Annotated in this window: 17 protein-coding genes; 5 read left to right on the top strand and 12 right to left on the bottom strand. The window is 60.1% G+C overall.

What is annotated here, in order from left to right:
• Positions 1-2: 2 nt before the first annotated feature.
• The 5 genes from RHSP_RS27535 to RHSP_RS27515 all read right to left on the bottom strand — a co-directional run bounded on the left by RHSP_RS27535 (position 3) and on the right by RHSP_RS27515 (position 5,502).
• The gene (locus RHSP_RS27535; RefSeq protein WP_004126552.1) at positions 3-800 is read right to left on the bottom strand and encodes an ABC transporter ATP-binding protein; all 798 of its coding nucleotides are present in this window, start codon (positions 798-800) and stop codon (positions 3-5) included.
• A 10-nt stretch (positions 801-810) separates the two neighbouring features.
• A complete protein-coding gene (gene ntrB, locus RHSP_RS27530) occupies positions 811-1,704 on the bottom strand; it encodes a nitrate ABC transporter permease (RefSeq protein ID WP_004126549.1) in 894 nt (297 codons plus the stop codon).
• Between the two features lie 240 nt (positions 1,705-1,944).
• A complete protein-coding gene (locus RHSP_RS27525; protein ID WP_420820111.1) occupies positions 1,945-3,285 on the bottom strand; it encodes a CmpA/NrtA family ABC transporter substrate-binding protein in 1,341 nt (446 codons plus the stop codon).
• A gap of 322 nt (positions 3,286-3,607) precedes the next feature.
• Entirely contained in the window at positions 3,608-4,882 is a 1,275-nt protein-coding gene (locus RHSP_RS27520; protein WP_037154841.1) for a CmpA/NrtA family ABC transporter substrate-binding protein, read from the bottom strand.
• A gap of 32 nt (positions 4,883-4,914) precedes the next feature.
• Positions 4,915-5,502, bottom strand: a complete 588-nt coding sequence (locus RHSP_RS27515) for an ANTAR domain-containing response regulator (RefSeq protein ID WP_037154838.1) — start codon at positions 5,500-5,502, stop codon at positions 4,915-4,917.
• Between the two features lie 833 nt (positions 5,503-6,335).
• On the opposite strand from RHSP_RS27515, the gene RHSP_RS27505 reads away from it, so the two are divergent.
• Positions 6,336-6,536, top strand: a complete 201-nt coding sequence (locus tag RHSP_RS27505) for a hypothetical protein (RefSeq protein ID WP_037154831.1) — start codon at positions 6,336-6,338, stop codon at positions 6,534-6,536.
• A 103-nt stretch (positions 6,537-6,639) separates the two neighbouring features.
• Here RHSP_RS27505 and RHSP_RS27500 read toward each other — a convergent pair whose 3' ends face one another.
• Together RHSP_RS27500 and RHSP_RS27495 are read right to left on the bottom strand one after the other, a co-directional pair.
• Complete coding sequence (locus tag RHSP_RS27500; RefSeq protein ID WP_004126531.1) at positions 6,640-7,155, bottom strand: GNAT family N-acetyltransferase; 516 nt, start codon at positions 7,153-7,155, stop codon at positions 6,640-6,642.
• A 75-nt stretch (positions 7,156-7,230) separates the two neighbouring features.
• Positions 7,231-7,881, bottom strand: a complete 651-nt coding sequence (locus RHSP_RS27495; protein WP_004126527.1) for a CBS domain-containing protein — start codon at positions 7,879-7,881, stop codon at positions 7,231-7,233.
• A 239-nt stretch (positions 7,882-8,120) separates the two neighbouring features.
• Between RHSP_RS27495 and RHSP_RS27490 the strand changes: the two genes are divergently transcribed.
• Positions 8,121-8,957: a universal stress protein gene (locus RHSP_RS27490; RefSeq protein ID WP_004126525.1), complete on the top strand. Its 837-nt coding sequence runs from the start codon at positions 8,121-8,123 to the stop codon at positions 8,955-8,957.
• Positions 8,958-9,317: 360 nt separating this feature from the next.
• Here the strand turns inward: RHSP_RS27490 and RHSP_RS27485 are convergent, their stop codons facing one another.
• Together RHSP_RS27485 and RHSP_RS27480 are read right to left on the bottom strand one after the other, a co-directional pair.
• Positions 9,318-10,007, bottom strand: a complete 690-nt coding sequence (locus RHSP_RS27485) for a CBS domain-containing protein (protein WP_004126524.1) — start codon at positions 10,005-10,007, stop codon at positions 9,318-9,320.
• A gap of 162 nt (positions 10,008-10,169) precedes the next feature.
• Entirely contained in the window at positions 10,170-10,895 is a 726-nt protein-coding gene (locus RHSP_RS27480) for a response regulator (RefSeq protein ID WP_004126522.1), read from the bottom strand.
• Positions 10,896-11,029: 134 nt separating this feature from the next.
• Here RHSP_RS27480 and RHSP_RS27475 point away from each other — a divergent pair, with 134 nt between their 5' ends.
• Together RHSP_RS27475 and RHSP_RS27470 are read left to right on the top strand one after the other, a co-directional pair.
• Positions 11,030-11,779: a Crp/Fnr family transcriptional regulator gene (locus tag RHSP_RS27475; RefSeq protein ID WP_037154828.1), complete on the top strand. Its 750-nt coding sequence runs from the start codon at positions 11,030-11,032 to the stop codon at positions 11,777-11,779.
• 120 nt (positions 11,780-11,899) lie between these two features.
• Positions 11,900-13,822, top strand: a complete 1,923-nt coding sequence (locus RHSP_RS27470) for a hybrid sensor histidine kinase/response regulator (protein ID WP_037154826.1) — start codon at positions 11,900-11,902, stop codon at positions 13,820-13,822.
• Between the two features lie 102 nt (positions 13,823-13,924).
• On the opposite strand, the gene hemN is transcribed toward RHSP_RS27470, so the two are convergent.
• From hemN to RHSP_RS27455, 3 genes are read right to left on the bottom strand one after another with little or no spacing between them, the layout of a single operon-like run.
• Complete coding sequence (hemN, locus tag RHSP_RS27465; protein WP_004126516.1) at positions 13,925-15,271, bottom strand: oxygen-independent coproporphyrinogen III oxidase; 1,347 nt, start codon at positions 15,269-15,271, stop codon at positions 13,925-13,927.
• Positions 15,272-15,273: 2 nt separating this feature from the next.
• Positions 15,274-16,860: an ATP-binding cassette domain-containing protein gene (locus tag RHSP_RS27460; protein ID WP_004126514.1), complete on the bottom strand. Its 1,587-nt coding sequence runs from the start codon at positions 16,858-16,860 to the stop codon at positions 15,274-15,276.
• Entirely contained in the window at positions 16,860-18,464 is a 1,605-nt protein-coding gene (locus RHSP_RS27455) for an ATP-binding cassette domain-containing protein (protein WP_004126513.1), read from the bottom strand. The genes RHSP_RS27460 and RHSP_RS27455 overlap by 1 nt, the downstream gene beginning before the upstream one ends.
• Before the next feature lie 101 nt (positions 18,465-18,565).
• On the opposite strand from RHSP_RS27455, the gene RHSP_RS27450 reads away from it, so the two are divergent.
• Entirely contained in the window at positions 18,566-20,149 is a 1,584-nt protein-coding gene (locus RHSP_RS27450) for a cytochrome ubiquinol oxidase subunit I (RefSeq protein ID WP_004126512.1), read from the top strand.
• Positions 20,150-20,174: the final 25 nt, after the last annotated feature.

The following is a 20,174-nucleotide window of genomic DNA, read 5'->3' as shown; positions in this document are numbered from 1 at the left end:
TATCACTCCGCGGCTTCGACGAAGCGGTGGCGTTCGTAGAGGAACTTCAGCACGGCCTCGCGGCATTTGAGGTAGGTTCTGTCGGACGCAAGCTCGATGCGGTTGCGCGGCCGCGCGATCGGCACTTCAAGGATATCGCCGATATGGGCGGCCGGGCCGTTGGTCATCATCACGATGCGGTCCGACAGCAGCACCGCCTCGTCGACATCGTGGGTGATCATCACCATCGTACTGCCGAGCCGGGCATGGATTTCCATGACGGCATCCTGAAGATGGGCGCGGGTGAGGGCGTCCAGCGCGCCGAAGGGCTCGTCGAGCAACAGGATTTTCGGCTGCATGGCGAGCGCCCGGGCAATGCCGACGCGCTGTTTCATGCCGCCCGATATTTCCGAAGGCCGCTTGTCCTTGGCATGCGCCATCTGCACGAGATCGAGATTGCGCATGACCCAGTCATGGCGCTCGGCCTTGGTCTTCGTACCACGAAACACTTTCGTGACGGCGATATTGACGTTCTCGTAGACGCTGAGCCAGGGCAGCAGGCTATGGTTCTGGAAGACCACGGCCCGATCCGGACCCGGCGCGTTGACTTCGCGGTTCTCCAGCAGCACGGCACCGGCGGAAACTGGCGTAAGACCGGCAATGAGGTTGAGCAGGGTGGACTTGCCGCAGCCGGAATGGCCGATGATCGAGACGAATTCGCCCTTGTCGATGACGAGTTCGATGCCTTTCAGCACTTCGGCCCGCTGGCCGCCGCGATCGAAATATTTGTCGATATGATCGAGCTTCAGATAGGCACTCATTTTGTTCTCCTCAGTTGCTCGTCATGCCGCGGGTCACGACGGCACCAAGGCCTGCGACCAGACGGTCGAGGACAAATCCGGTGATGCCGATATAGGCCAACGCCACGATGATGTCGGGCAGGCGCGAGGAGTTCCACGCGTCCCAGATGAAGAAGCCGATGCCGACACCGCCGGTCAGCATCTCGGCGGCAACGATCGCAAGCCAGGAGAGGCCCGCGCCGATGCGAAGTCCGGTAAAAATGTACGGAGCGGCAGCCGGCACCATGATGCGGAAGAAGAATTCGATCTGGTTCAGCCGGAGAACCTTGGCGACATTGCGATAATCCTGCGGGATGTTGCGCACGCCGACCGCCGTATTGATGATGACGGGCCAGATCGAGGTGATGAAGATCACGAAGATTGCCGAAGGGCTGGAATTCTGGAAGGCGGCGAGCGACAGTGGCAGCCATGCGAGCGGCGGCACGGTGCGCAGCACCTGGAAGATCGGATCGAGGCCGCGCATTGCCCAGACCGATTGCCCGATGACCGCGCCGATCAGCACGCCGGCGACGGCGGCGAGGCCGAAGCCATAGGCGACGCGCTGCAGCGACACGAGCACGCGCCAGGCGAGCCCGATATCCTGTGGACCGTTGTAGAAGAAGGGATAGACGATGAGGTCGTAGCTTTCTTGCCAGACCTGCGAAGGCGGTGGCAGGCTGGCGCCCGGCTGCTCACAGAGGAGCTGCCAGACGCCGAGCATAAGCGCCAGAACCACGAGCGGCGGCAGGACGCTACGCAGGACCGCAAGCCCGATTTGACGGACATCGATGCGACGGGCAGGGCGAGTTGAGAGGGTCACGACGTGGCTCTTGGATGCCGTTGTTGCTGTCGGATTGACTGTTTGTTTGCGAGCGAGTGCGGACATGACGTTAGATCCTTGAAACTTGCGCGACGCGGATGGTGCAGCGGCCGCTCACCCCAGCCCTCTCCCCGTTGAAACGGGGAGAGGGGGATGGAGAGCAAGACGCCCATCTCACTGGTGCGACGAGTGCGGAATATGAGAGGCGGGCTGCGCGTGCCTCTTGCCCCTTCTCCCCGTAGGCGAGGGGAAGGTGGCCGCCCTTCGACAAAAGCTCAGGAGGCCGGATGAGGGGCTTTTCTGCTATCATGACGCCACCTTGATCGAGAGGCTTTCGAGATAGGCAGAGGGGTTTTCCGGGTCGAAGACCTTGCCGTCGAAGAAGGTTTCCTTGCCGCGCGAGGTCGATGCAGGAATGTCCGAAGCGGCAACGCCGAGATCCTTGGCAGCATCGCGCCAGATATCCTGACGGTTCACCTGGCCGACCAGCGTCTTGATATCAGTATTGGGTGCGAACTTGCCCCAGCGAATGTTCTCGGTGATGAACCAGGCGTCATGGCTCTGATAGGGATAGGACACGCCGCCCTTCCAGAATTTCATGTAGAGATCGGTGCCCTTGGCGACGCGGCCGTTGCCGTAATTGATCTCGCCCTTCAAACGGCCGAGCACGTCCTTCGGCGGCACGTTGAACCATTGCCGTTTGCCGAGGATGGTGGCCATTTCCTCCTTATTGTCCATGCTGTCGCACCATTGCTGGGCTTCCATAACCGCCATCAGCAGAGCCTTCGCAGCCTTCGGGTTCTTGTCGATCCAGTCGGCGCGCATGCCGAAGGCCTTTTCCGGATGGCCCTTCCAGATTTCGCCAGTCGTACAGGCGGTAAAACCGATGCCCTGATTGACGAGCTGTTCGTTCCAGGGTTCGCCAACACAGAAGACGTCCATGTTGCCGACCTTCATGTTCGCCACCATCTGCGGCGGCGGCACGACGATGGTCGATACGTCCTTGTCGGGATCGATACCGCCGGCGGCAAGCCAATAGCGGATCCACAGATCATGCGTGCCGCCGGGGAAGGTCATGGCCGCCTTCACCTCCTTGCCCGCGGCTCTTTTCGCGTCAAAGGCGGCCTTCAGCTTGGAGGCATCGAGCTGGACGCCGGTGTCGGCGTATTCCTTTGCAACCGAGATGCCCTGGCTGTCGTAGTTGAGGCGGGCGAGGATCGCCATCGGCACGGGCTGATTGTTCTGGGTCACCTTGCCGGTATGCATAAGATACGGGAGCGGCGAGAGAACATGGGCACCATCGATGCCGTTCGCCGCCCCGCCGAGCACGAGATTATCGCGTGTCGCGCCCCAGGATGCCTGTTTGGCCACATCGACATCGCGCAGGCCATGCTTCTCGAACAGACCTTTTTCCTTCGCGATGATCAATGGCGCGGCATCCGTCAGCGCTATGTAGCCAAGTTTGACACCCGCTACTTCCGGCCCGGCCGCGGCCGCAAAGGCGCCGGAGGGGAAAGCCGTCCTGACGGCGCCGATCAGAGCCGCTGCGGCGGACGTCTTCAAAAGGTTGCGGCGTGTCACGCCACCGGACAGGATTTTCTTCACTTGCAAGCTCCCCTTTTTTCGGGCGGATGGAATTTCGGACATAAAAAAACGCCGCTCGGTCGATGCGGCCCAGGACAGGAAGAGAGTCCCCGGGGCAAGAACCTTGCGACGTCGATGTCTTTGCAAGCGCGTTTTCCGCGCATTGCGTGCCTTGATCGCCGTTGATCGAAGCAAAATTAATAAAGCAATCCCTGTGCCAGTTTTTCGGATTGCTGCTAATTCAATGAAAGAACTGAATTATTTTAAAGAGAGCTGCATTTGCCCGTTTTATATGCGGATGCTGCAGCTGCTAACATTTTGGGCGAATGCCGCTCAGTGGGCCGTTAATCCTGCGCTTATTCTGTGCAGTGCAGCGTAGCCGGCGCTAGATATCCTCGGCCGAAAGCTGCGCCGCGTTCGCCGTCTTCACCGCGAATCCATCGATGTAGTCGGCCATATTGGCGGGGTCGAAAACGTGACCGTCCATAAAGCGATCACCGTCCGTATCGCCCTCCCAGCGGATATCGGCATCGTCAGGCGAGACATCGTTGCCGAGCGCCAGCCGGTAGAGGTCCGGACGATAGGCATCGGCTGCCAATTTCATGTTCCGCTCGGACAGGGCGACTTGCCCCCAGCGAACCATCTGACTGAAGATCCACAGGGCCTGGCTCGGTCGCGGATAGTTGGCAAAGCCGCCATGAAAGGAGAAATATCGGTCGATCACACGCCGATTGCCCTTGGCGTCGAGGTTGAATTCCCCCGCAAGGACATGGCGGATGATGTGGGCCGGGGCTGCGATATAGCGCTGATCGGCGAGCGCTTCGGCCAGCGCGTCATGATTTTCCGCTCGGTCGCACCAGCGCGCTGCCGCGTCCAGCGCGACGATGAGCCGCGAAACAGTTTCGGGATGGCTTTCGGCCCATTCGGGGCGTATGCCGATCACCTTTTCCGGCGCCGAGGGCCATATGTCCTGCTTGGCGGCGACGATGCGGCCGACGCCGCGTTCGGATGCGACCATGTTCCAGGGCGCTCCGACGCAGAAGCCATCGATGGCACCGGCTGCGAGCGCATCGGACGTCAGGGGCGGCGGCACGACAACGAGCTTCACGTCGCGGTCGGGATCGATCCCGCCTGCCGCAAGCCAATAGCGAAACTCGTAATTGTGCGAGGAAAACGGATAGGTCATGCCAAAAGTCGGCGGCGTTTCGCCACGCTCTCTCATATGTGCAAGCGCCTTCGCCAGGGCTTTGGAGTTTTCGAGCGCACCGGCCTTTTCCGCAACGCCTGCATAGTCGCGCATGCGGTCGAACAGCCGCACCGAAAGGGTGATCGCACTACCGCCGCGACCAAGCGAAAAGGGCGTTATCGTCGACGAAGGATTGGAGCCGAGGCCAAGCATGGAAGCCACCGGCATCGGCGACAGCATGTGGGCGATGTCGAATTGGCGAAAAGCCAGCCTGTCGCGCACATTGGCCCAGGAAACGTCCTTGACCAGCTCGAGCGTCAGCCCCTCCTTTGCGGCGAAGCCAAACTCGGCCGCGGCAATAAGGACCGACGCATCGACGAGCGGAATGAAACCCGCGCGCAGGACCTTTTGCTCTTTGCCGCTGACGCCTGCGGGGGCGACAAGCTTGCCGCCGGATCGTTCGAGTACTGTCATCTTTCGTTTCCGCCTTTCCACCGATGTTGCGGTCACATCAGCAGCCCGGCTGCGGTCACCACACTCTGGGCGATTTCGGATATCTTCTTCTTTTCGTTCATGGCGGTTTGGCGCAGCAGGGCAAAAGCATCCTCCTCCGACAGACCGCGCATCTTCATCAGAATGCCCTTTGCCCGCTCGACGACCTTGCGCTCCTCCAGAGCGGATTTGGCCTCAGCAAGTTCTCTTTGAAGGCGGGAGAAGGCATTGAAACGGCTCACCGCCATGTCCAGGATGGATTTGACGCGCTCCTTCTTCAAGCCGTCCACCACATACGCCGAAACTCCCGCATCCATGGCAGCCTCGATCTGTGCCGTGTCCGACCGGTCGACAAACATGGCGATCGGCCTGCCGACGGTGCGCGTCAGCTGGAAGAGGTGTTCCATCATGTCACGGTTCGGATTTTCGATGTCGATGACGATCACATCCGGCTTCAGAGCCTCGATGATGCGAGCAACGCCGTTGACTTCGTGAATGACGGTGACGTTACCATGCCCGGCATCGCGTAACCCCTCCTCGATGATCGAGGCCCGAATGACGTTTTCATCGATGACCAGAATTGTCAGTTCGGAATGAACCATCGCCACCTTCAATCGATGACGCCATGGAGATAAACCGCAAAACCGCCGGCGGATATCAGCAGCGACAAGGGGGAAGACAGGTTTCTCCCCAGCGCCAGGGCAATCGCCATGCCACAAGCCACCAATACCGAACCGGCGGCGAGACTGTGGTTCGCGAACGAGAGGCCGATCGCGCAAAGGAAGATGCTTGTCGATGCGGTCATCAGCGCAAAACGGGTTCGCGACGCCCCTGGATTTGCGGTGAAGACGGACGCGCAATCTGCCCAGCTGAAGCCGATGGCTATGCACAAAAACGGCAGAAATGGTGCCACCCAATATCCCTTTCTTGAACTGTTTAGACCAAGCAATTGGCGTGCCATTATTTAATGCATTGAAAATACTTGTTGTTTTAATTCGATGACTCGTAGAGCTTGGAGCGAATGCCTGCTTGTTAGGCATTCGGCGCCGCGATCGCCCCGTCAGGCTTGATGGCGCTGGATGTCGAAAACGACCCATACCCACCACATGTCAAAAATGGACGGAGACAAAGGGTCGAGCCCATCCTAGCTTTGACCGCAAGCGGATGCTTGGCGATCGGTTCGGCTTTGGGCGCGCCGATCGGCTGCGAATGAACAGGCAGAATCAGAATGACCCGACGCGCCCCGCGGATGGCACTTTCCCTCAGAACGGGGCTTGCGGTGCATCTGGTTCCGACGACCGCGCCGGCACAATCGCCGCCAACAGGCGGTCGGGTGACAGTCGGCAGTGCGACAAACACGGGGTTAGATCAAGGCCAATGGCCAAGTCTATCTGATCAACCCGAGGAGTTGGCAATCAATCCTGGAGCAAGATGCTTGATCGAAGCGGGCGCCGGCGACCTCTATGGCATCCACCGTGATTCCGACAGGACCTGGGCGGTCTACAACACGCAGACCGGGGAGCAGGCGTCGATCAGAGATCTTCGGTTGGTCCGACTGACCAAAGCAGATGCTGAGGATTTCACGTCGCTCCTGAATTGGCTGCAGGCGCGACGTCGGGAGTGCGGAAATCTGTGAGGAAAACATGCGGGCTCGGTTGATCCGCAACTTCCGATTTTGCCGATGCCAGCTTGACAGCATGCCGCCAGCATCGATCCGACGTGGCGGTGCAGCCGGCTCCTCATGCGACGAGTGACTTCGATAACAGCAGCAGGCTTGGATCATCCGGGTAGGGTTTGATTTCGAAGCCCATATTCTGCTCGAGTTCGACGGCGTCATAATTGCTTCTGTCTTCTATGGATTCGATCTTTTCCATGCCATGACGCTTGGCTTCCTGCACCATCAGGCCAAGGAGTCCCCAACCGAGGCCGTGGCCCTTGAAGTCGCTGCGCACGGAGATAGCGGTTTCGGCTCGTCTCTTTTCGCCATCGCAGGCAAGAACGGCGGTCGCGACAGGCGTCGCTGCGTCCCGCGCAAAGGCGATATAGCTTTGCACGGCGCCATGGCCGACACCGATCAGCTCGGCAATCTGCTGGCGCGAAGCGTGTTTAATCGCCGAGAGGAAGCGAAAACGGAGATCTTGCGGACTGACGTGATCGAAAAGCTCAAGCAAAAGCGTTTCGTCGTCGATGCCGGCGGGTCGTACCGAGACCTGCAATCCTTCTCGCGTGACCAGGTTCCATTTCTGTTCGGACATGACTGTCTCCTTGGTTTGTATGGCATTTCGTTTGCATAGCCTGCCTGGCGACCGCCGAGGCCCCATGATCACCGCTCAAGCAATCTGCGGCGCGAGATGCAGTTCATCGACATAGCCGCGCGTGCCGCCGATGCGTTCGACGAGCACCCTGATCGCCTGACGCTGCAATTCGGAATCGATGTTCCCAGTCGTGCAAACCTGGGCGTTGTGCACGGCGACCTGAACCTGGTCGTTCGTCAGCCCCAGTTCGGTTTTCAACCGCGTGGTGACAGCCAGCTTGAGAGCCTCGTCGCCGGGCGCGATCGTGTCCGGCGGCACGTAGGCTATGGCGCGCAGGAGATCGCGGCGGCTGATCAGGCCGACCAGCTCGCCGTTGTCGAGCACGAGGACGCGCTTGATGCGATGGGATGCCATCAGCTTGGCAACGATGGCAATCGGCGTATCCGGCGTCACGGCGATGATGTTCGGCGTCATGACGTCGGCAACGCGCCAGGCCTTGCTCTTGATATAGTTCAGGAGCGCACCGTCGACTTTTGCGACCTCCGCGCAGGATTGACTCAGGCAGCCGATTTCGCAGCGCGCCAGAAGGTCGCCCTCCGTCAACATGCCGCAGACATCTCCCAGCTGATCGAGCACCGGGAGGCCGCTGATCTCATTCTCGAGCATCAGTCGGATGGCATGGCGAATATTGGCGTATCCGTCGATCGATATGATCTTCCTTGTCATGATGTCTTTCGCCTGCATGGCATTCGCTCCGATCGATGGCGGTTGCTGAGAATGCCCGATCTTTCGATGGATTTGCCAATCCGGCATTGATCGGTGTCAAATTCTTCGAGGAAGGCGGGACGTATCCGCCGACGCATGTTCGCGGATCGCGGAATGATGTTGTTGACGCTGATCAATGTTGCGGTGAGGTGACGGCGTAGATTCAGGCCACAATCATCGGCGACAAGGAGATCATATCAATGTCCTACGAAACGGTTCTAAGCGTCATGTCTTCGAGGCATGGCCGTGAAGACTTGCGGACCGCGATTTCATTTTGCGAAACGGCGAACGCTCACCTCGTGCTGCTCGTCCTCGGCTTTGGCGCGATGCCCCCTTACACCGGCTATGGGGATTCCACGGCCAGCATATGGATCGACGAGCGGGAGCGCGAATTGACGCAACTCGGCCAAAGGGTTGCTTCCATCAAGGCCGAACTCGCCGCCAGCGGCATATCGCATGAGGTCCAGGAGTTCTTCTGCGATTTTCCCTGGGCGCCGGATCTGCTTGGGCAACGCGCACTATATGCCGACATCACCTTGATCGGCAGCGAGATGACGTCGGACGAGGACCTCAGAGGGTTTGCCGTCGACGGCGCGTTGTTTCACTCTCCGACGCCAGCTCTGATGGTTCCCAAAGGCGTCTCCCTGGTCTGGCCGCCGAAGACGGCGCTGATTGCCTGGGATTCCAGCCATGAAGCCGGGCGCGCGGTTCATCAGGCGATCGATGTCCTGAAGAAGGCAGAGCGTGTGCACGTCACCATGGTTGATCCCGTTGCCCTATCGGGGCTCCAGGGCGAGGAGCCGGGTGCCGATATCGCAGCTTACCTGGCCCGTCATGGGATCAACGTATCTGTCGACGTCGTGGCAAGCGGCTCGCGTCCCATCAATGATGTCCTGCTGCAACATGCCGGCGATGTGGATGCCGATCTGATTGTTATGGGGTGCTACGGTCACTCTCGGGTGCGGGAGAGAATTTTCGGTGGCGTCACTCGCGCCATGCTGCAGCAAACCACTCTGCCGATTCTGATGGCGCGCTAGTCATTCTGGCTGCAACGAGGTGGGTCAGCCAATCCTGGCCCGCCGTTTCCGCAGATTTGGCAAGTTCGATGGAACGTCGTCAACCACCGACATCGATCGCTTAGCGTCGCGGGATCCAAGTTTTTACCGTGAAGACCGGATCGCAAAGACCGGATCTGCGCGACGATCGAGACCGCGTCCTGCAGCATGCAGTGGTTTTCAGAGCCGTCTCGCGCGAATTCCTGCCTCGCCCGACGCAAGGCCACAATGCCGAGGAGAACACACGACATCGTGGCAAAGCCGCAGACCCTGCATAGGACGAGGCCTGGACGGGCGGCACCGTGGGGTTGGGTGTCGCCGTCTCGTACCGAGCGAAACCGCTCAGACTACGCCAATGTAAGGATCGATATAGACGAGATTGTCGAAGACTGCCCGCACGCCGGGAACATTTTCCGCCGCGACCTTTGCCGCCTGGCGCTCTCTTTCATCCATGATGCCCCCCGAGAGCTCGGCAACGCCGTCAACCACTTTGACGCGGATAGAACCGGCTCGGCTCCAGCCTTGTGTCGCAAGCTCATTGATGATCGCCGATTCGATCTCATGATCCCTGCTTTCGGTCGCCGGCGCCGGAAGAGCTTTGACAAGCGCCTTCAGAAGATCCGATCGAGAGATGATGCCGACGAGCTTGCCGTACGAGACGACGGGAAGGCGTTTGACATGGTGCTTTTCCATCAGCTCGACCACGTCTTGCAAGCCCGTTGTCGTGGTCACCGTGACCACATCGGAAGTCATGACGTCTTCGACCGTACGGCCGTGGGTCGATACATATTCCGCCGCCAGCGTCCCAGAACTGGTGAGAAGCTCAAGCAGCCATGAACGCTTGCGTTCGGTGTGCAACTCGTTGCGTCGGATGAAGTCGCCTTCGCTGACGATGCCCACCAGCTTGCCTGCGGCATCAACCACAGGCAGGCCGCTGACGTGATTGTCGAGCATCGTCTTGGCGGCATCCGCGATCGACGTTTCGGGGCGAACGGTTATGGCAGGGGATGTCATGATCGCATGGACGAGCATGTCGAGCTTACTCCTTCAAGGTGGCGTTGCCGATGAGATCCGGCGACTGGCTTTGAGGATAGAGCTCCCGTTGGATTTCACTTTGATCACGATCAAAGCAGGCGTCGCTGACGGATATAGCTTTTGGCATTCCGGCCGATGCAGTCAGACCACAGGCGCTGTTCAATCCAGCTTCGCGGTGAAGACATAGCCGACCCCGCGCACCGCCTTGATGAATTGCGGTTTCTTGGGATCCGTTTCGACCTTGCGGCGCAGCCGCACGATCTGGGCGTCGATCGTGCGGTCAAAGGCTTCGAGGTTGCGCCCCCTGGTAAGGTCCATGAGCACTTCACGCGTGAGCACGCGCCCCGCGTTTCGAACGAATGCCGTCAGCATTTCGTATTCGCCCGTCGTCAGTTCGACCTCTTGACCCTCCGGGTCCAGTACCTGGCGCCGGCTGATGTTCAGCCTCCATCCCTCGAAGCCGATGATTTCCTCGGCGCTCGGCTCTGAAAGCCGGGCGGGGGCCTGGCGTCGGCGCAAGATCGACTTCAAACGGGCGTGGACCTCGCGAAGGTGAAAAGGCTTTGCGATATAGTCGTCAGCGCCGACTTCCAATCCGACGATTCGGTCGACGACATCGTCACGGCCCGTGAGCATCATGATCGGCACGTCCGATTGGGCGCGAATTTCGCGGGCAAGATCAAGTCCGTCCGTGCCGCCCGGAAGGACGAGATCGAGCAGAATGGCGTCGAAGTTTTGCGCGCGCATCCGCACCCGCATCTCGTTTCCGTCCGCGGCGGTAGAAACGATGTAGCCTTCATCTTCGAAATAGCGCGTCAGCATCTGGCGAATGCGGGGGTCGTCGTCGACGACGAGGATATGCGCGTGATGGTGGAGCGCCGCCATCGTCGATTCGATCAATGTACTAAACCGCCGTTGTTACAGACTGTTACCAAACAGCACCGTCTTTAACACGCGCAGCATCCTGGTGTCACCAGCGACGGGTCATCTGTTCCCATCGACAGCTCAGAGGAACGGTCATGCTGCAGACGAATAATGTTCATCACCTCAAGGAAGTCACGAACCCGGCGTTGTTCGGCGCGGAGCCGGACAGCCTGCAGGCCCTTTTCAGAAAGCAGCCCGTCGAGCATCTGGCCGCAGGACAATCCGTCTTCCTCGAGGGCGACATCGCAAAACACCTTTTCGAGGTGGTCGAGGGCAGCCTGCGCATCTTCAAGATCATTTCCGACGGACGCCGCGTCATCACCGGCTTCTTGCATGCCGGCGATATCGTCGGCGTTTCCTTGAAAAGCCATTATCTCTACAGCGCCGAGGCGATCGTCGACACCCGTATCCGCCGTTTCTCGCGCAAGGCGTTCGAGGCCGAGGTTGCCAGGTGCCCCGACCTGCGGCCCGAGGTATTCTCACGTCTTTGCGACGAAATGGCTGCCGCCCAGGATCAGATGGTGCTGCTGTCGCGAAAGAATGCAGAGGAGCGACTGTGCACATTCCTGTTGAAGCAGATGCAGCCTGGGCCTGGTCTCCGGGGGAACACCACCATCGTCGAATTGCCGATGACCAGGCTCGACATTGCTGATTATCTCGGCCTGACGATCGAGACCGTTTCCAGGACGATGACCAAGCTGACGCAGCGAGGGATCATCTGTTCGATCGGCCGCCACGCCGTGCGGGTCATGAAGTATGGTGTGCTCGCCCAACTTTCCGGCGACGATGAATATTATGGCGACGAGCGTCGTCAAATCTCCTACGCTGCGAGTAATCACCACTAGAGCAATTCTAGGAAAAGTGCGGAGCAGTTTTCCGTCCGGAAGGCGTGAAAACAGGAAGACAGTGTGCTTTCGCGATTCCAGGAAAAGTAAAAATGCTCTAACCGCAGATGAAGAGAGCCAATGAGCAGCAAGACCGTCAGTAGCGTTTTGAACGGAAACAAGGTGGACGAGATCGCCCGCCTGCTCGACGGGGTCAATTTGATCGTACATGGCCTGGACGGGATCATCAGCCATTGGACGGGCGGCTGCCAAGCTCTCTATGGGTGGTCGCGGGAGGAAGCGATAGGACAAGTTGTTCATGAACTCCTGTCGATCCGTTTCCCCAGGCCGCTGGAGGAAATTCGCGACATTGTCCGGCGGGATGGAGCCTGGGAAGGTGAGGTCGTTCATCGCAGGAAGGATGGCTACCCGCTCTTTGTCGCGACACGCTGGGCGCTTGTTGCACCGGACGCTGACGGAAAGACTCTGATCATTCAGACCAACAATGATGTGAGCGATATGAAGAGAGCTCAGGACGATCTTGCGGAGCGGGAGGCGCATCTGCGCTCGATTCTCGATACGGTTCCGGAATCCATGGTCGTCATCGACGACGCCGGGACGATTTCGTCCTTCAGTGCCGCTGCGGAGAAACTGTTCGGTTATGCGGCTGCGGAAGTGTGCGGCAAGAACGTGAGGGTGCTGATGCCGCAACCAGATCGCGATGCACATGATGGCTATATCTCGCGCTACCTGACGACAGGCGAGCGACGCATCATCGGCTACGGACGTGTGGTGACGGGACTGCGCAAGGATGGATCGCTGTTTCCAATGGAGCTCGCCGTCGGCGAGGCGATCACCAAGGGCGGACGCATCTTCACCGGTTTCATCCGCGACCTGACGAGCCGGCACAAGATCGAGGAAGAGCTGCGGCAGGCTCAGAAGATGGAGGCGATTGGGCAGTTGACCGGCGGGCTGGCGCATGACTTCAACAATCTGCTCACGGTCATCAGCGGCAACCTCGAAATGATCGAGAACAAGCTTCAGGACGAAAAGCTCCGTCCACTATTGCGCGAGGCGCAGGACGCCGCCGAAGACGGCGCCAAGCTGACGGGCCAGTTGCTTGCCTTCGGGCGCCGTCAACCCCTTAATCCGAAACTCGTCGATGTCGGCCAGCTGGTTTCAGGTTTTTCCGATCTTCTGCGGCGGACGCTCGGCGAGGCGATCGAGTTTCGTACGATCGTTTCCGGATCGGCAAACAGGGCGCTGGTCGATGCATCGCAATTGCAGAATGCGCTGCTGAATCTCGTTCTCAACGCGCGCGATGCCATGGATCGTGGTGGCAAGCTCTCGATCGAGATTTCGCATGTCCATCTCGACGTCGACTATGCGCAGATGTATCCCCAGGTTCGCACGGGCGAATTCGTCCTGATTGCGGTGACGGATACCGGTCACGGCATGTCTGCGGACACGAAGCAGCGCGCTTTCGAACCGTTCTTTACCACCAAAGGCCTTGGTGCCGGCACCGGCCTTGGCCTCTCCATGGTCTATGGCTTTGCCAAGCAGTCCGGCGGCCATGTCCAGCTCTATAGCGAGGTAGGACAGGGGACGAGCGTGCGTGTTTTCCTTCCCGCAGCTCAAAGGGAAAATGCCGGGGCGAGCGATCAGCATCAAGGTGACCCGATCCAGCAGACTATTCCCCGCGGTTCGGAGAAAATTCTCGTCGTCGAGGATGATCCGCGCGTGCGCCGCGTTGCGGTATCCAGGCTTAGCGATGCCGGTTATCAGGTCGTCGAGGCGGCCAATGGCAAAGACGCGCTCGAGCGGCTGGACGAGAACCCGGATGTCGCATTGCTGTTTACCGATATCGTGATGCCCGGAGGCATGACCGGCGACGAACTTGCCAATACCGTCCGCGCAACGAGGCCGGAAATCAAGATCCTCCTCACATCAGGCTACGCGGAACCGACGATCGCCGGCCGAGAACTGGCGCACTCCGGAACCTGGCTGAAGAAGCCCTATACGGCCCGCGAATTGGCACAGCGGCTTCGGGATCTTCTCGACTAGACGCCGACCATCCTCCGCCAACGGGCTGACTAACCCAAACAACAGCAGAGATCTTCGGTTGGCACCGAATGGTCGGCGAACGGCTGTGGCGATCGAAAGATGCTAGATGGCCGCAGAATGCCGCGCCTTGTCCAGATTCAGATAACTGTCGAATTGTGCCGCGATCGACCTTGCGAACAGACGGCTTTCCGGCTTGATGGAGAAGCCGCCATCGTCTGCGACGAAGTCAGGCGAAACCTGCGCAAGCATGGCCGCCTCGAGCAGAACGGGCTCGGCGCGCTCGCCGAACATGCTGCGCATGGCGGTCGTCGAAAAGCCAAAGTCGCACATCAGGCGCTCGATGACCCAGCCGCGCAGGCGATCCTCTTCCGAGAGCGAAAGACCCCGTACAATGGCCAAGTCGCCCGCTTCGATCGAACGGCCATACTCACCGGTGGAGGGGATATTCTGCGCGTAGCCCTCGCGAAACCGGCTGATCGACGACGGGCCTAAACCAATGAGCGTTTCGCAGGGGTCGTCCGTATAGCCTTGAAAATTCCTCGTCAGGCGGCCCGCGCGCGCCGCCACCGCAAGGCTGTCCGTCGGCAGGGCGAAGTGATCGATGCCGATTGGTTGATAGCCGGCCTCCCGGATCAGGGTCGCCGCCCTCTGCGCCTGTTCGAGCCTCAAATCGGGGCCGGGCAGGGCGGCCTCATCGATCATTGTCTGATGCTTCTTGAACCAGGGCACGTGAGCATAGCCGAAAATCGCGACACGATCCGGTCGCAACGACAGCGATAGGTCGATGGTCTTGCCAAGCGTTGCAACCGACTGAAACGGCAAGCCGTAGAGCAGGTCGAGATTGACGGAGCCGACCCCCCGGGCTCGCAATCCGTCGACGACATCGTGTGTCGCCTCAAAGCTCTGCTCACGATTGATGGCCTTCTGAACGCGGGGGTCGAAATCCTGGATGCCAAGGCTTGCCCGCGTCGTTCCAACGCGCGCCAAAGCATCCAGTCGCGCTTCGTCCATGTCGTTCGGGTCGATCTCGATGCTGACGCTTGCATCCGCCGCGATGGTGAGATTGCTATGCAGCCGCTCAAACAGGCTTTGCAGATCATCGGGCCTGATCATCGTTGGCGACCCGCCGCCGAGATGGATCGCACGCACGATACCTCGGCCGGAAAGGTGGCGGCCAAGCAGGGCAATCTCCCTGTGGAGCGTCGCAAGATAATCGCTGACGGGGCCGTAGCGCAAAGTCTGCTTCGTATGGCACGCACAGAACCAGCATAGCCGATCGCAGAAGGGGATATGCAGGTAAAGCGAGATCGCTTCATCGACGGCGAGTGCATCGATCCAGCCTGCGACCGTCCTTGAGGTTACCCCGTCATGGAAATGCGGAGCCGTCGGATAGCTGGTATAGCGAGGAACTTTTGCGTCGATCAGACGGTGGGTGGGGACTGCTGTCATGTTCACAATTCCAGAACGGTGCTGTTGTGCAGCCGGATCGAGTGGTGGGTCGAGATCACAACGATGCGGTCGCTTAAGTGATCGGCAAGGCGGGCGAGAATCCGCTGACCTTGTGCAGTGTCGAGATGCTCGGTCGGTTCGTCGAGCAAAACGACCGGAGTATGAGCCAGGAAGGCACGAGCTAGATTGAGCCGCTGCGCCTCGCCGAGCGACAGCATGTCTTGCCTTATCCATGCATCGAGGCCGCCGGCATTTCGGATGCGCTCGTCGAGCTCGACGGCGGCGAGCGCCTGCCACATCAGCATGTCGCTGGCCTGATGATCGAAGAGGTTGCTTCTGACGGTATCGTCGAGAATTACCGCGTCGTGAAGGACGAGGGTCGTCAGGGCTCGCCGCTGCGGGGCCGCCAAGCTTGATCCGGTTGCTTCGAACGGGTCTTCGCCGATCCAGCCTGCGATCTGCTTCAGAAGGCTCGACTTGCCGCTGCCGCTGGTGCCGACCAGGACCGTCGGAAATCCGGGTCTCAAACGGAGTGCAATCGGCTGAGTGCCGATCGGAGCCCCCAATGGAGAGATGCGTTGGAGGTGCGTGTGTCCAAGCTCAAGCAGCGTCTCGTTTTCTGAGCAAGCTGCCTGGGCTTGTGCGTCTCTTTTCCATTGACAGATTTCCGCCCAGGCGGCGTCGCGCCGTAGATTGGCGACCAAAATTCTGGATGCTCCGTTCATGGCTTCGCCCAGTGCCAGCCACGCAAAGCCAAGCGCGATCGGAAGCAGCATCATCTCGCCACGAGCGCCCGCGAGCCAGGCGGCGGCCACGACGCTGATGCCCGCAATCGGGCCCGCGATGGACGCGAGCGCGTCAAAGCCCGACTGGAGCCGACGCAAGGCGAGCATCAAGCGATCCGCTTCGGAGAAAGCATTCAGGGCCGATCGGCACTCTTCATCCCAAAGGCGTTCGGCCATCAAAGACACGGTGGAAGCCATGGCGGCTCCCAGCCGCTCGGCGCCGTCCCGTCGCTGCAATCGCGTCTGCGTCCAGATGACGGCGCCGGCTTCAGTCAGTCTGCGGCCAACCACGCCACCGACCAACAGCACCGCCGCAATGGGCAACAGCGACAATGGCGCGATGATGGTGGAGCAGGCGAGGAGCGCGGCAAGGCCCGCCATCACTGTCATCAGCGGAAGGCGAGCCCGTAGACGCGCATAGTCGACGTCGTCGACATCATCCAGATAATCGGCAAGGCGAGCCTCGTCGCCCAGCTGCCAGCCGGCGCTGCGGACGGCTGGTGCGGCGGCCATGGATGCAAACAGATCCACCCGGCGATGTACCTGATCGCCAAGAGCAGCCTTGTGGCCGACGAGGCGCTCGCCATAGCGCGCTGCTGTGCGCCCGATGGCGAATAGGCGGATGAAGGCCGAAGGAACATGGAAATTGAAGGTGGCCGCTGCCGCCGTTAGGCCGGCCGTCGCGACGGCGCCCAAGAACCAGGCGGAGACGCCTCCCAGCAGGATGCCGCAGCAAAGGGCACAGCAACTTAAGAGCGTGGCCCGACGCCAGTGTTTCCTGTTCGCGGAGAGGGGTTCGCTCATCATGCCGCCACCTCGATATTTTCGTTGTTTGAAAGGTCGATCGTCTGTTTCGCGGCGCCGGCCAGCTCCCTGTCATGCGTAGCAACGACGACGAGTCGCGAGTGCGCCAGACCCAGGAGCGCTTGCCGAACGAGGGCGGCGGTTGCTGCGTCGAGCTTGGCCGTCGGTTCGTCTGCGACCACGGTCCGCCCCGATAGAATGGCGCGGGCGACGGAGACGCGGAGCCTCTGGCCGCCCGAAAGGTTACCGCCGCCGCGGGTAAGCGGCGCATCAAGGCCGCCAGGCAGAAGTGCATCGTCCAGCAGGCCGACCGCGTTTGCCGCATCGGACAATTTGGTCGGCGATACGAGAGGCAGCTTCCAGCAGATCGCCTCGCGAAGCGTGCGCCCGGCGACGAAGCTGTCGGTGGATACCCATGCGACATCCCCGGAAATCGCCGGGACAGGGCTTTCCGCCGGTTCCAATCGGGCGAGCCGGCGCAGCAGGGTCGATTTGCCGCTGCCGCTGGGACCGGTGATTGCGACGAGACCGTGTTGGGGAAGCACTGAGAAGGGGCGGTCCAGAGCAGCAGTGGCCACCGCTTCAGGACTATCGGCATTGAGCAGCCGATCAAGCGCATTCGCCGCCGCCAAGCCTTCCGCCTTGGCATGATATTGCTCCGAGAACCGCCTGAAAGGCGCGAAATACTCCGGCGCGATCATCAGGATGAACAGGCTTTGCCAGAGCGCGAGATCGGAAAAGCCAGGGATCATCATCAGTTTGAGATGCCCAAGGCCAAGAAAGACAGCAAGCAAGGCGATCGATAGCGACGCGAAAAAGTCGATGATGCCGGCGTTGATGAATGCAATGCCGAGAACGCCCATCGTCTCGCGCGCATAGGTCTCCAGGCGGGCGGAGAGCTTTTTCTCCTCCTCGGCAAGGGCGTGATTGGCCAGAATCGTCGGCAGCGCGCGGATGCGATCGGCGAATTGCCCGGCAAGACGGCCGAAGGCCCGTTCCTGAACTGCCGCACGGCTGCGGATCGCATCGCCTATCAATGCAAAGAACAGAATCATGACCGGCGTCAGGCAGATGACGAGGATCGCCGCCTGCCAGGAGACGAGCAAGAGCATGGCCGCGGCCGCAATCGGGCCGATCCCCATCATCATGGAGGCCATGCGATGGCCAATGACGAGGGCAGCCACGGATTCTGGATGGCGCTGCATGGCCACGACCAGCGTCCCGACGGGCAACTGGTTCAATTGCCGCGGCGACATGGCGTTCAGCGTCGCTCCTGCGACATCGCGCAACCCGGTCGCGATGGTGGTTTCAGCATTCGCCTGCATCTTGTCGCCGAACAATCCCACAACGGAGGAGCAGGCGAGGAGGCCGATTGCAAGAATCGGCAGCCATGGCTGGACCGGTTGATCCATCACCAGCCGGCCCGCGATCATGGCTGCCGTTGCCGAAAAGCCGAGCCGCAGAACCAGGCGCGCGATCTGTACCGTAAATACCGCCCGCAAGCTGGTTTTCGCACTGTCTCGTGCAAGCGCGAGCACGTCGATCTTGTCGGCGCCGCTGTGGACGCATTCTGAGTTCGTATTCGATGCCTTGTCTTTGTTCATGCAGCTCTTTTGGCATCGATCGATTGCTTTGCGATTGATCTAGATCAACTCGCCGAAGGATCGCTCGCGCTAACAGATATCGACACAGAAAGGATCCTCCCATGTTCGACCCACTTCTCGTCGACCTATCCCGACTACAGTTTGCCTTGACAGCGCTGTACCACTTCCTCTTCGTACCCCTGACGCTCGGCCTTTCCATCATGATCGCCATGATGGAGACGGTCTATGTCATGACGCGGCGAACCATCTGGCGCGATATGACGAAATTCTGGGGCGTGCTCTTCGGCATCAACTTCGCGCTCGGCGTCGCGACGGGGATTACCATGGAGTTCCAGTTCGGCATGAACTGGGCCTACTATTCCCACTACGTCGGCGACGTTTTCGGTGCGCCGCTTGCGATCGAGGGCTTGATGGCCTTCTTTCTGGAGGCGACCTTTGTGGGGCTGTTCTTCTTCGGCTGGGATCGCCTTTCGCCACGTGCCCATATGATCGTGACCTGGCTGATGGCGCTGGGCACGAATTTCTCCGCGCTCTGGATCCTGATTGCCAACGGATGGATGCAGAACCCGGTGGGTTCGGCCTTCAATCCAGACACGATGCGCATGGAAGTGACCGACTTCATGGCGGTCTTGTTCAACCCGGTCGCGCAGGCGAAGTTCGTCCACACCGTTTCGGCCGGCTATGTCTGCGGTGCGGTTTTCGTACTTGGTATTTCGGCCTGGTACATGCTGCGCAATCGGCATGTGGCGCTTGCCAAGCGCTCCTTCGTGATTGCTGCAGCCTTCGGTGTCGCCTCGTCCCTTTCGGTCATCGTGCTGGGTGACGAAAGCGGTTACGCTTTGACCGATAACCAGAAGATGAAGCTCGCGGCCATCGAAGCGATGTGGGAGACAGAGCCTGCACCGGCATCCTTCACCGCCTTCGGTATTCCAAGCCTTTCGGACCGCAAGACCCATTATGCCATCCATGTCCCATGGGTCATGGGCCTGATCGGCACTCGATCGATCGACAAGGAAATTCCCGGCATCGACCAGCTGGTGGCGAGGGCTGAGGAACGTGTGCGCAATGGCTTAGGCGCCTACGATGCGCTGGAGAAGCTGAAGGTCAATCTCGGCGACACCGCGGCGCGGGCGGCTTTTGAGGCAAAGTCCCAGGACCTCGGCTATGCGCTCCTTTTGAAGCAGTATGTCGAAGATCCGCGCACTGCGAGCGATCAGCAGATCAAGGATGCTGCCTGGTCTTCGGTGCCGCAGGTTCCCTGGCTCTTCTTCTCCTTCCGCATCATGGTGGCATGCGGCTTCGCCCTGCTTGTCCTCTTCGTGACCTCCCTCTGGTATACGATGCGGGAAAAAGGGGCTCCGCGCTGGCTGTTCAGCTTGGCTGTGCTTGCCATGCCGTTGCCCTGGATCGCGATCGAGCTTGGATGGTTCGTTGCCGAATTCGGTCGCCAGCCCTGGATCATCGATGGCGTGTTGCCGACCTTCCTCGCCACATCGGAACTCGGCATCTACAACCTCATTCTCAGTATTGCGGGCTTTACGCTGGTCTATGGCGTGCTCGCCGTCATCGAAGTTCGGTTGATGCTGGCGGCCATCCGCAAGGGGCCTGATATCGCCGACATGATCACAGGTAGGCCTTCGACTTCTCTGGCGGAGCCGAAGCCGGCGATGCAGCCGGGCGAATAGCCCATTCCCGAAAAGGACCAAGTCA

Source organism: Rhizobium freirei PRF 81 (assembly GCF_000359745.1).
Classification (GTDB): domain Bacteria; phylum Pseudomonadota; class Alphaproteobacteria; order Rhizobiales; family Rhizobiaceae; genus Rhizobium; species Rhizobium freirei.
This window is presented reverse-complemented; position numbering and strand designations above follow the sequence as displayed.

What these genes read in the sequence shown, in the direction of transcription:
- RHSP_RS27500 (WP_004126531.1), bottom strand. Translation starts at nt 7,155, where the DNA reads ATGTCCGAACAGAAATGGAACCTGGTCACGCGAGAAGGATTGCAGGTC.
- RHSP_RS27455 (WP_004126513.1), bottom strand. Translation starts at nt 18,464, where the DNA reads ATGAACAAAGACAAGGCATCGAATACGAACTCAGAATGCGTCCACAGC.
- RHSP_RS27490 (WP_004126525.1), top strand. Translation starts at nt 8,121, where the DNA reads ATGTCCTACGAAACGGTTCTAAGCGTCATGTCTTCGAGGCATGGCCGT.
- RHSP_RS27470 (WP_037154826.1), top strand. Translation starts at nt 11,900, where the DNA reads ATGAGCAGCAAGACCGTCAGTAGCGTTTTGAACGGAAACAAGGTGGAC.
- ntrB (WP_004126549.1), bottom strand. Translation starts at nt 1,704, where the DNA reads ATGTCCGCACTCGCTCGCAAACAAACAGTCAATCCGACAGCAACAACG.
- RHSP_RS27535 (WP_004126552.1), bottom strand. Translation starts at nt 800, where the DNA reads ATGAGTGCCTATCTGAAGCTCGATCATATCGACAAATATTTCGATCGC.
- RHSP_RS27515 (WP_037154838.1), bottom strand. Translation starts at nt 5,502, where the DNA reads ATGGTTCATTCCGAACTGACAATTCTGGTCATCGATGAAAACGTCATT.
- RHSP_RS27525 (WP_420820111.1), bottom strand. Translation starts at nt 3,285, where the DNA reads ATGTCCGAAATTCCATCCGCCCGAAAAAAGGGGAGCTTGCAAGTGAAG.
- RHSP_RS27485 (WP_004126524.1), bottom strand. Translation starts at nt 10,007, where the DNA reads ATGCTCGTCCATGCGATCATGACATCCCCTGCCATAACCGTTCGCCCC.
- RHSP_RS27450 (WP_004126512.1), top strand. Translation starts at nt 18,566, where the DNA reads ATGTTCGACCCACTTCTCGTCGACCTATCCCGACTACAGTTTGCCTTG.
- hemN (WP_004126516.1), bottom strand. Translation starts at nt 15,271, where the DNA reads ATGACAGCAGTCCCCACCCACCGTCTGATCGACGCAAAAGTTCCTCGC.
- RHSP_RS27495 (WP_004126527.1), bottom strand. Translation starts at nt 7,881, where the DNA reads ATGACAAGGAAGATCATATCGATCGACGGATACGCCAATATTCGCCAT.
- RHSP_RS27480 (WP_004126522.1), bottom strand. Translation starts at nt 10,895, where the DNA reads ATGGCGGCGCTCCACCATCACGCGCATATCCTCGTCGTCGACGACGAC.
- RHSP_RS27520 (WP_037154841.1), bottom strand. Translation starts at nt 4,882, where the DNA reads ATGACAGTACTCGAACGATCCGGCGGCAAGCTTGTCGCCCCCGCAGGC.
- RHSP_RS27475 (WP_037154828.1), top strand. Translation starts at nt 11,030, where the DNA reads ATGCTGCAGACGAATAATGTTCATCACCTCAAGGAAGTCACGAACCCG.
- RHSP_RS27460 (WP_004126514.1), bottom strand. Translation starts at nt 16,860, where the DNA reads ATGAGCGAACCCCTCTCCGCGAACAGGAAACACTGGCGTCGGGCCACG.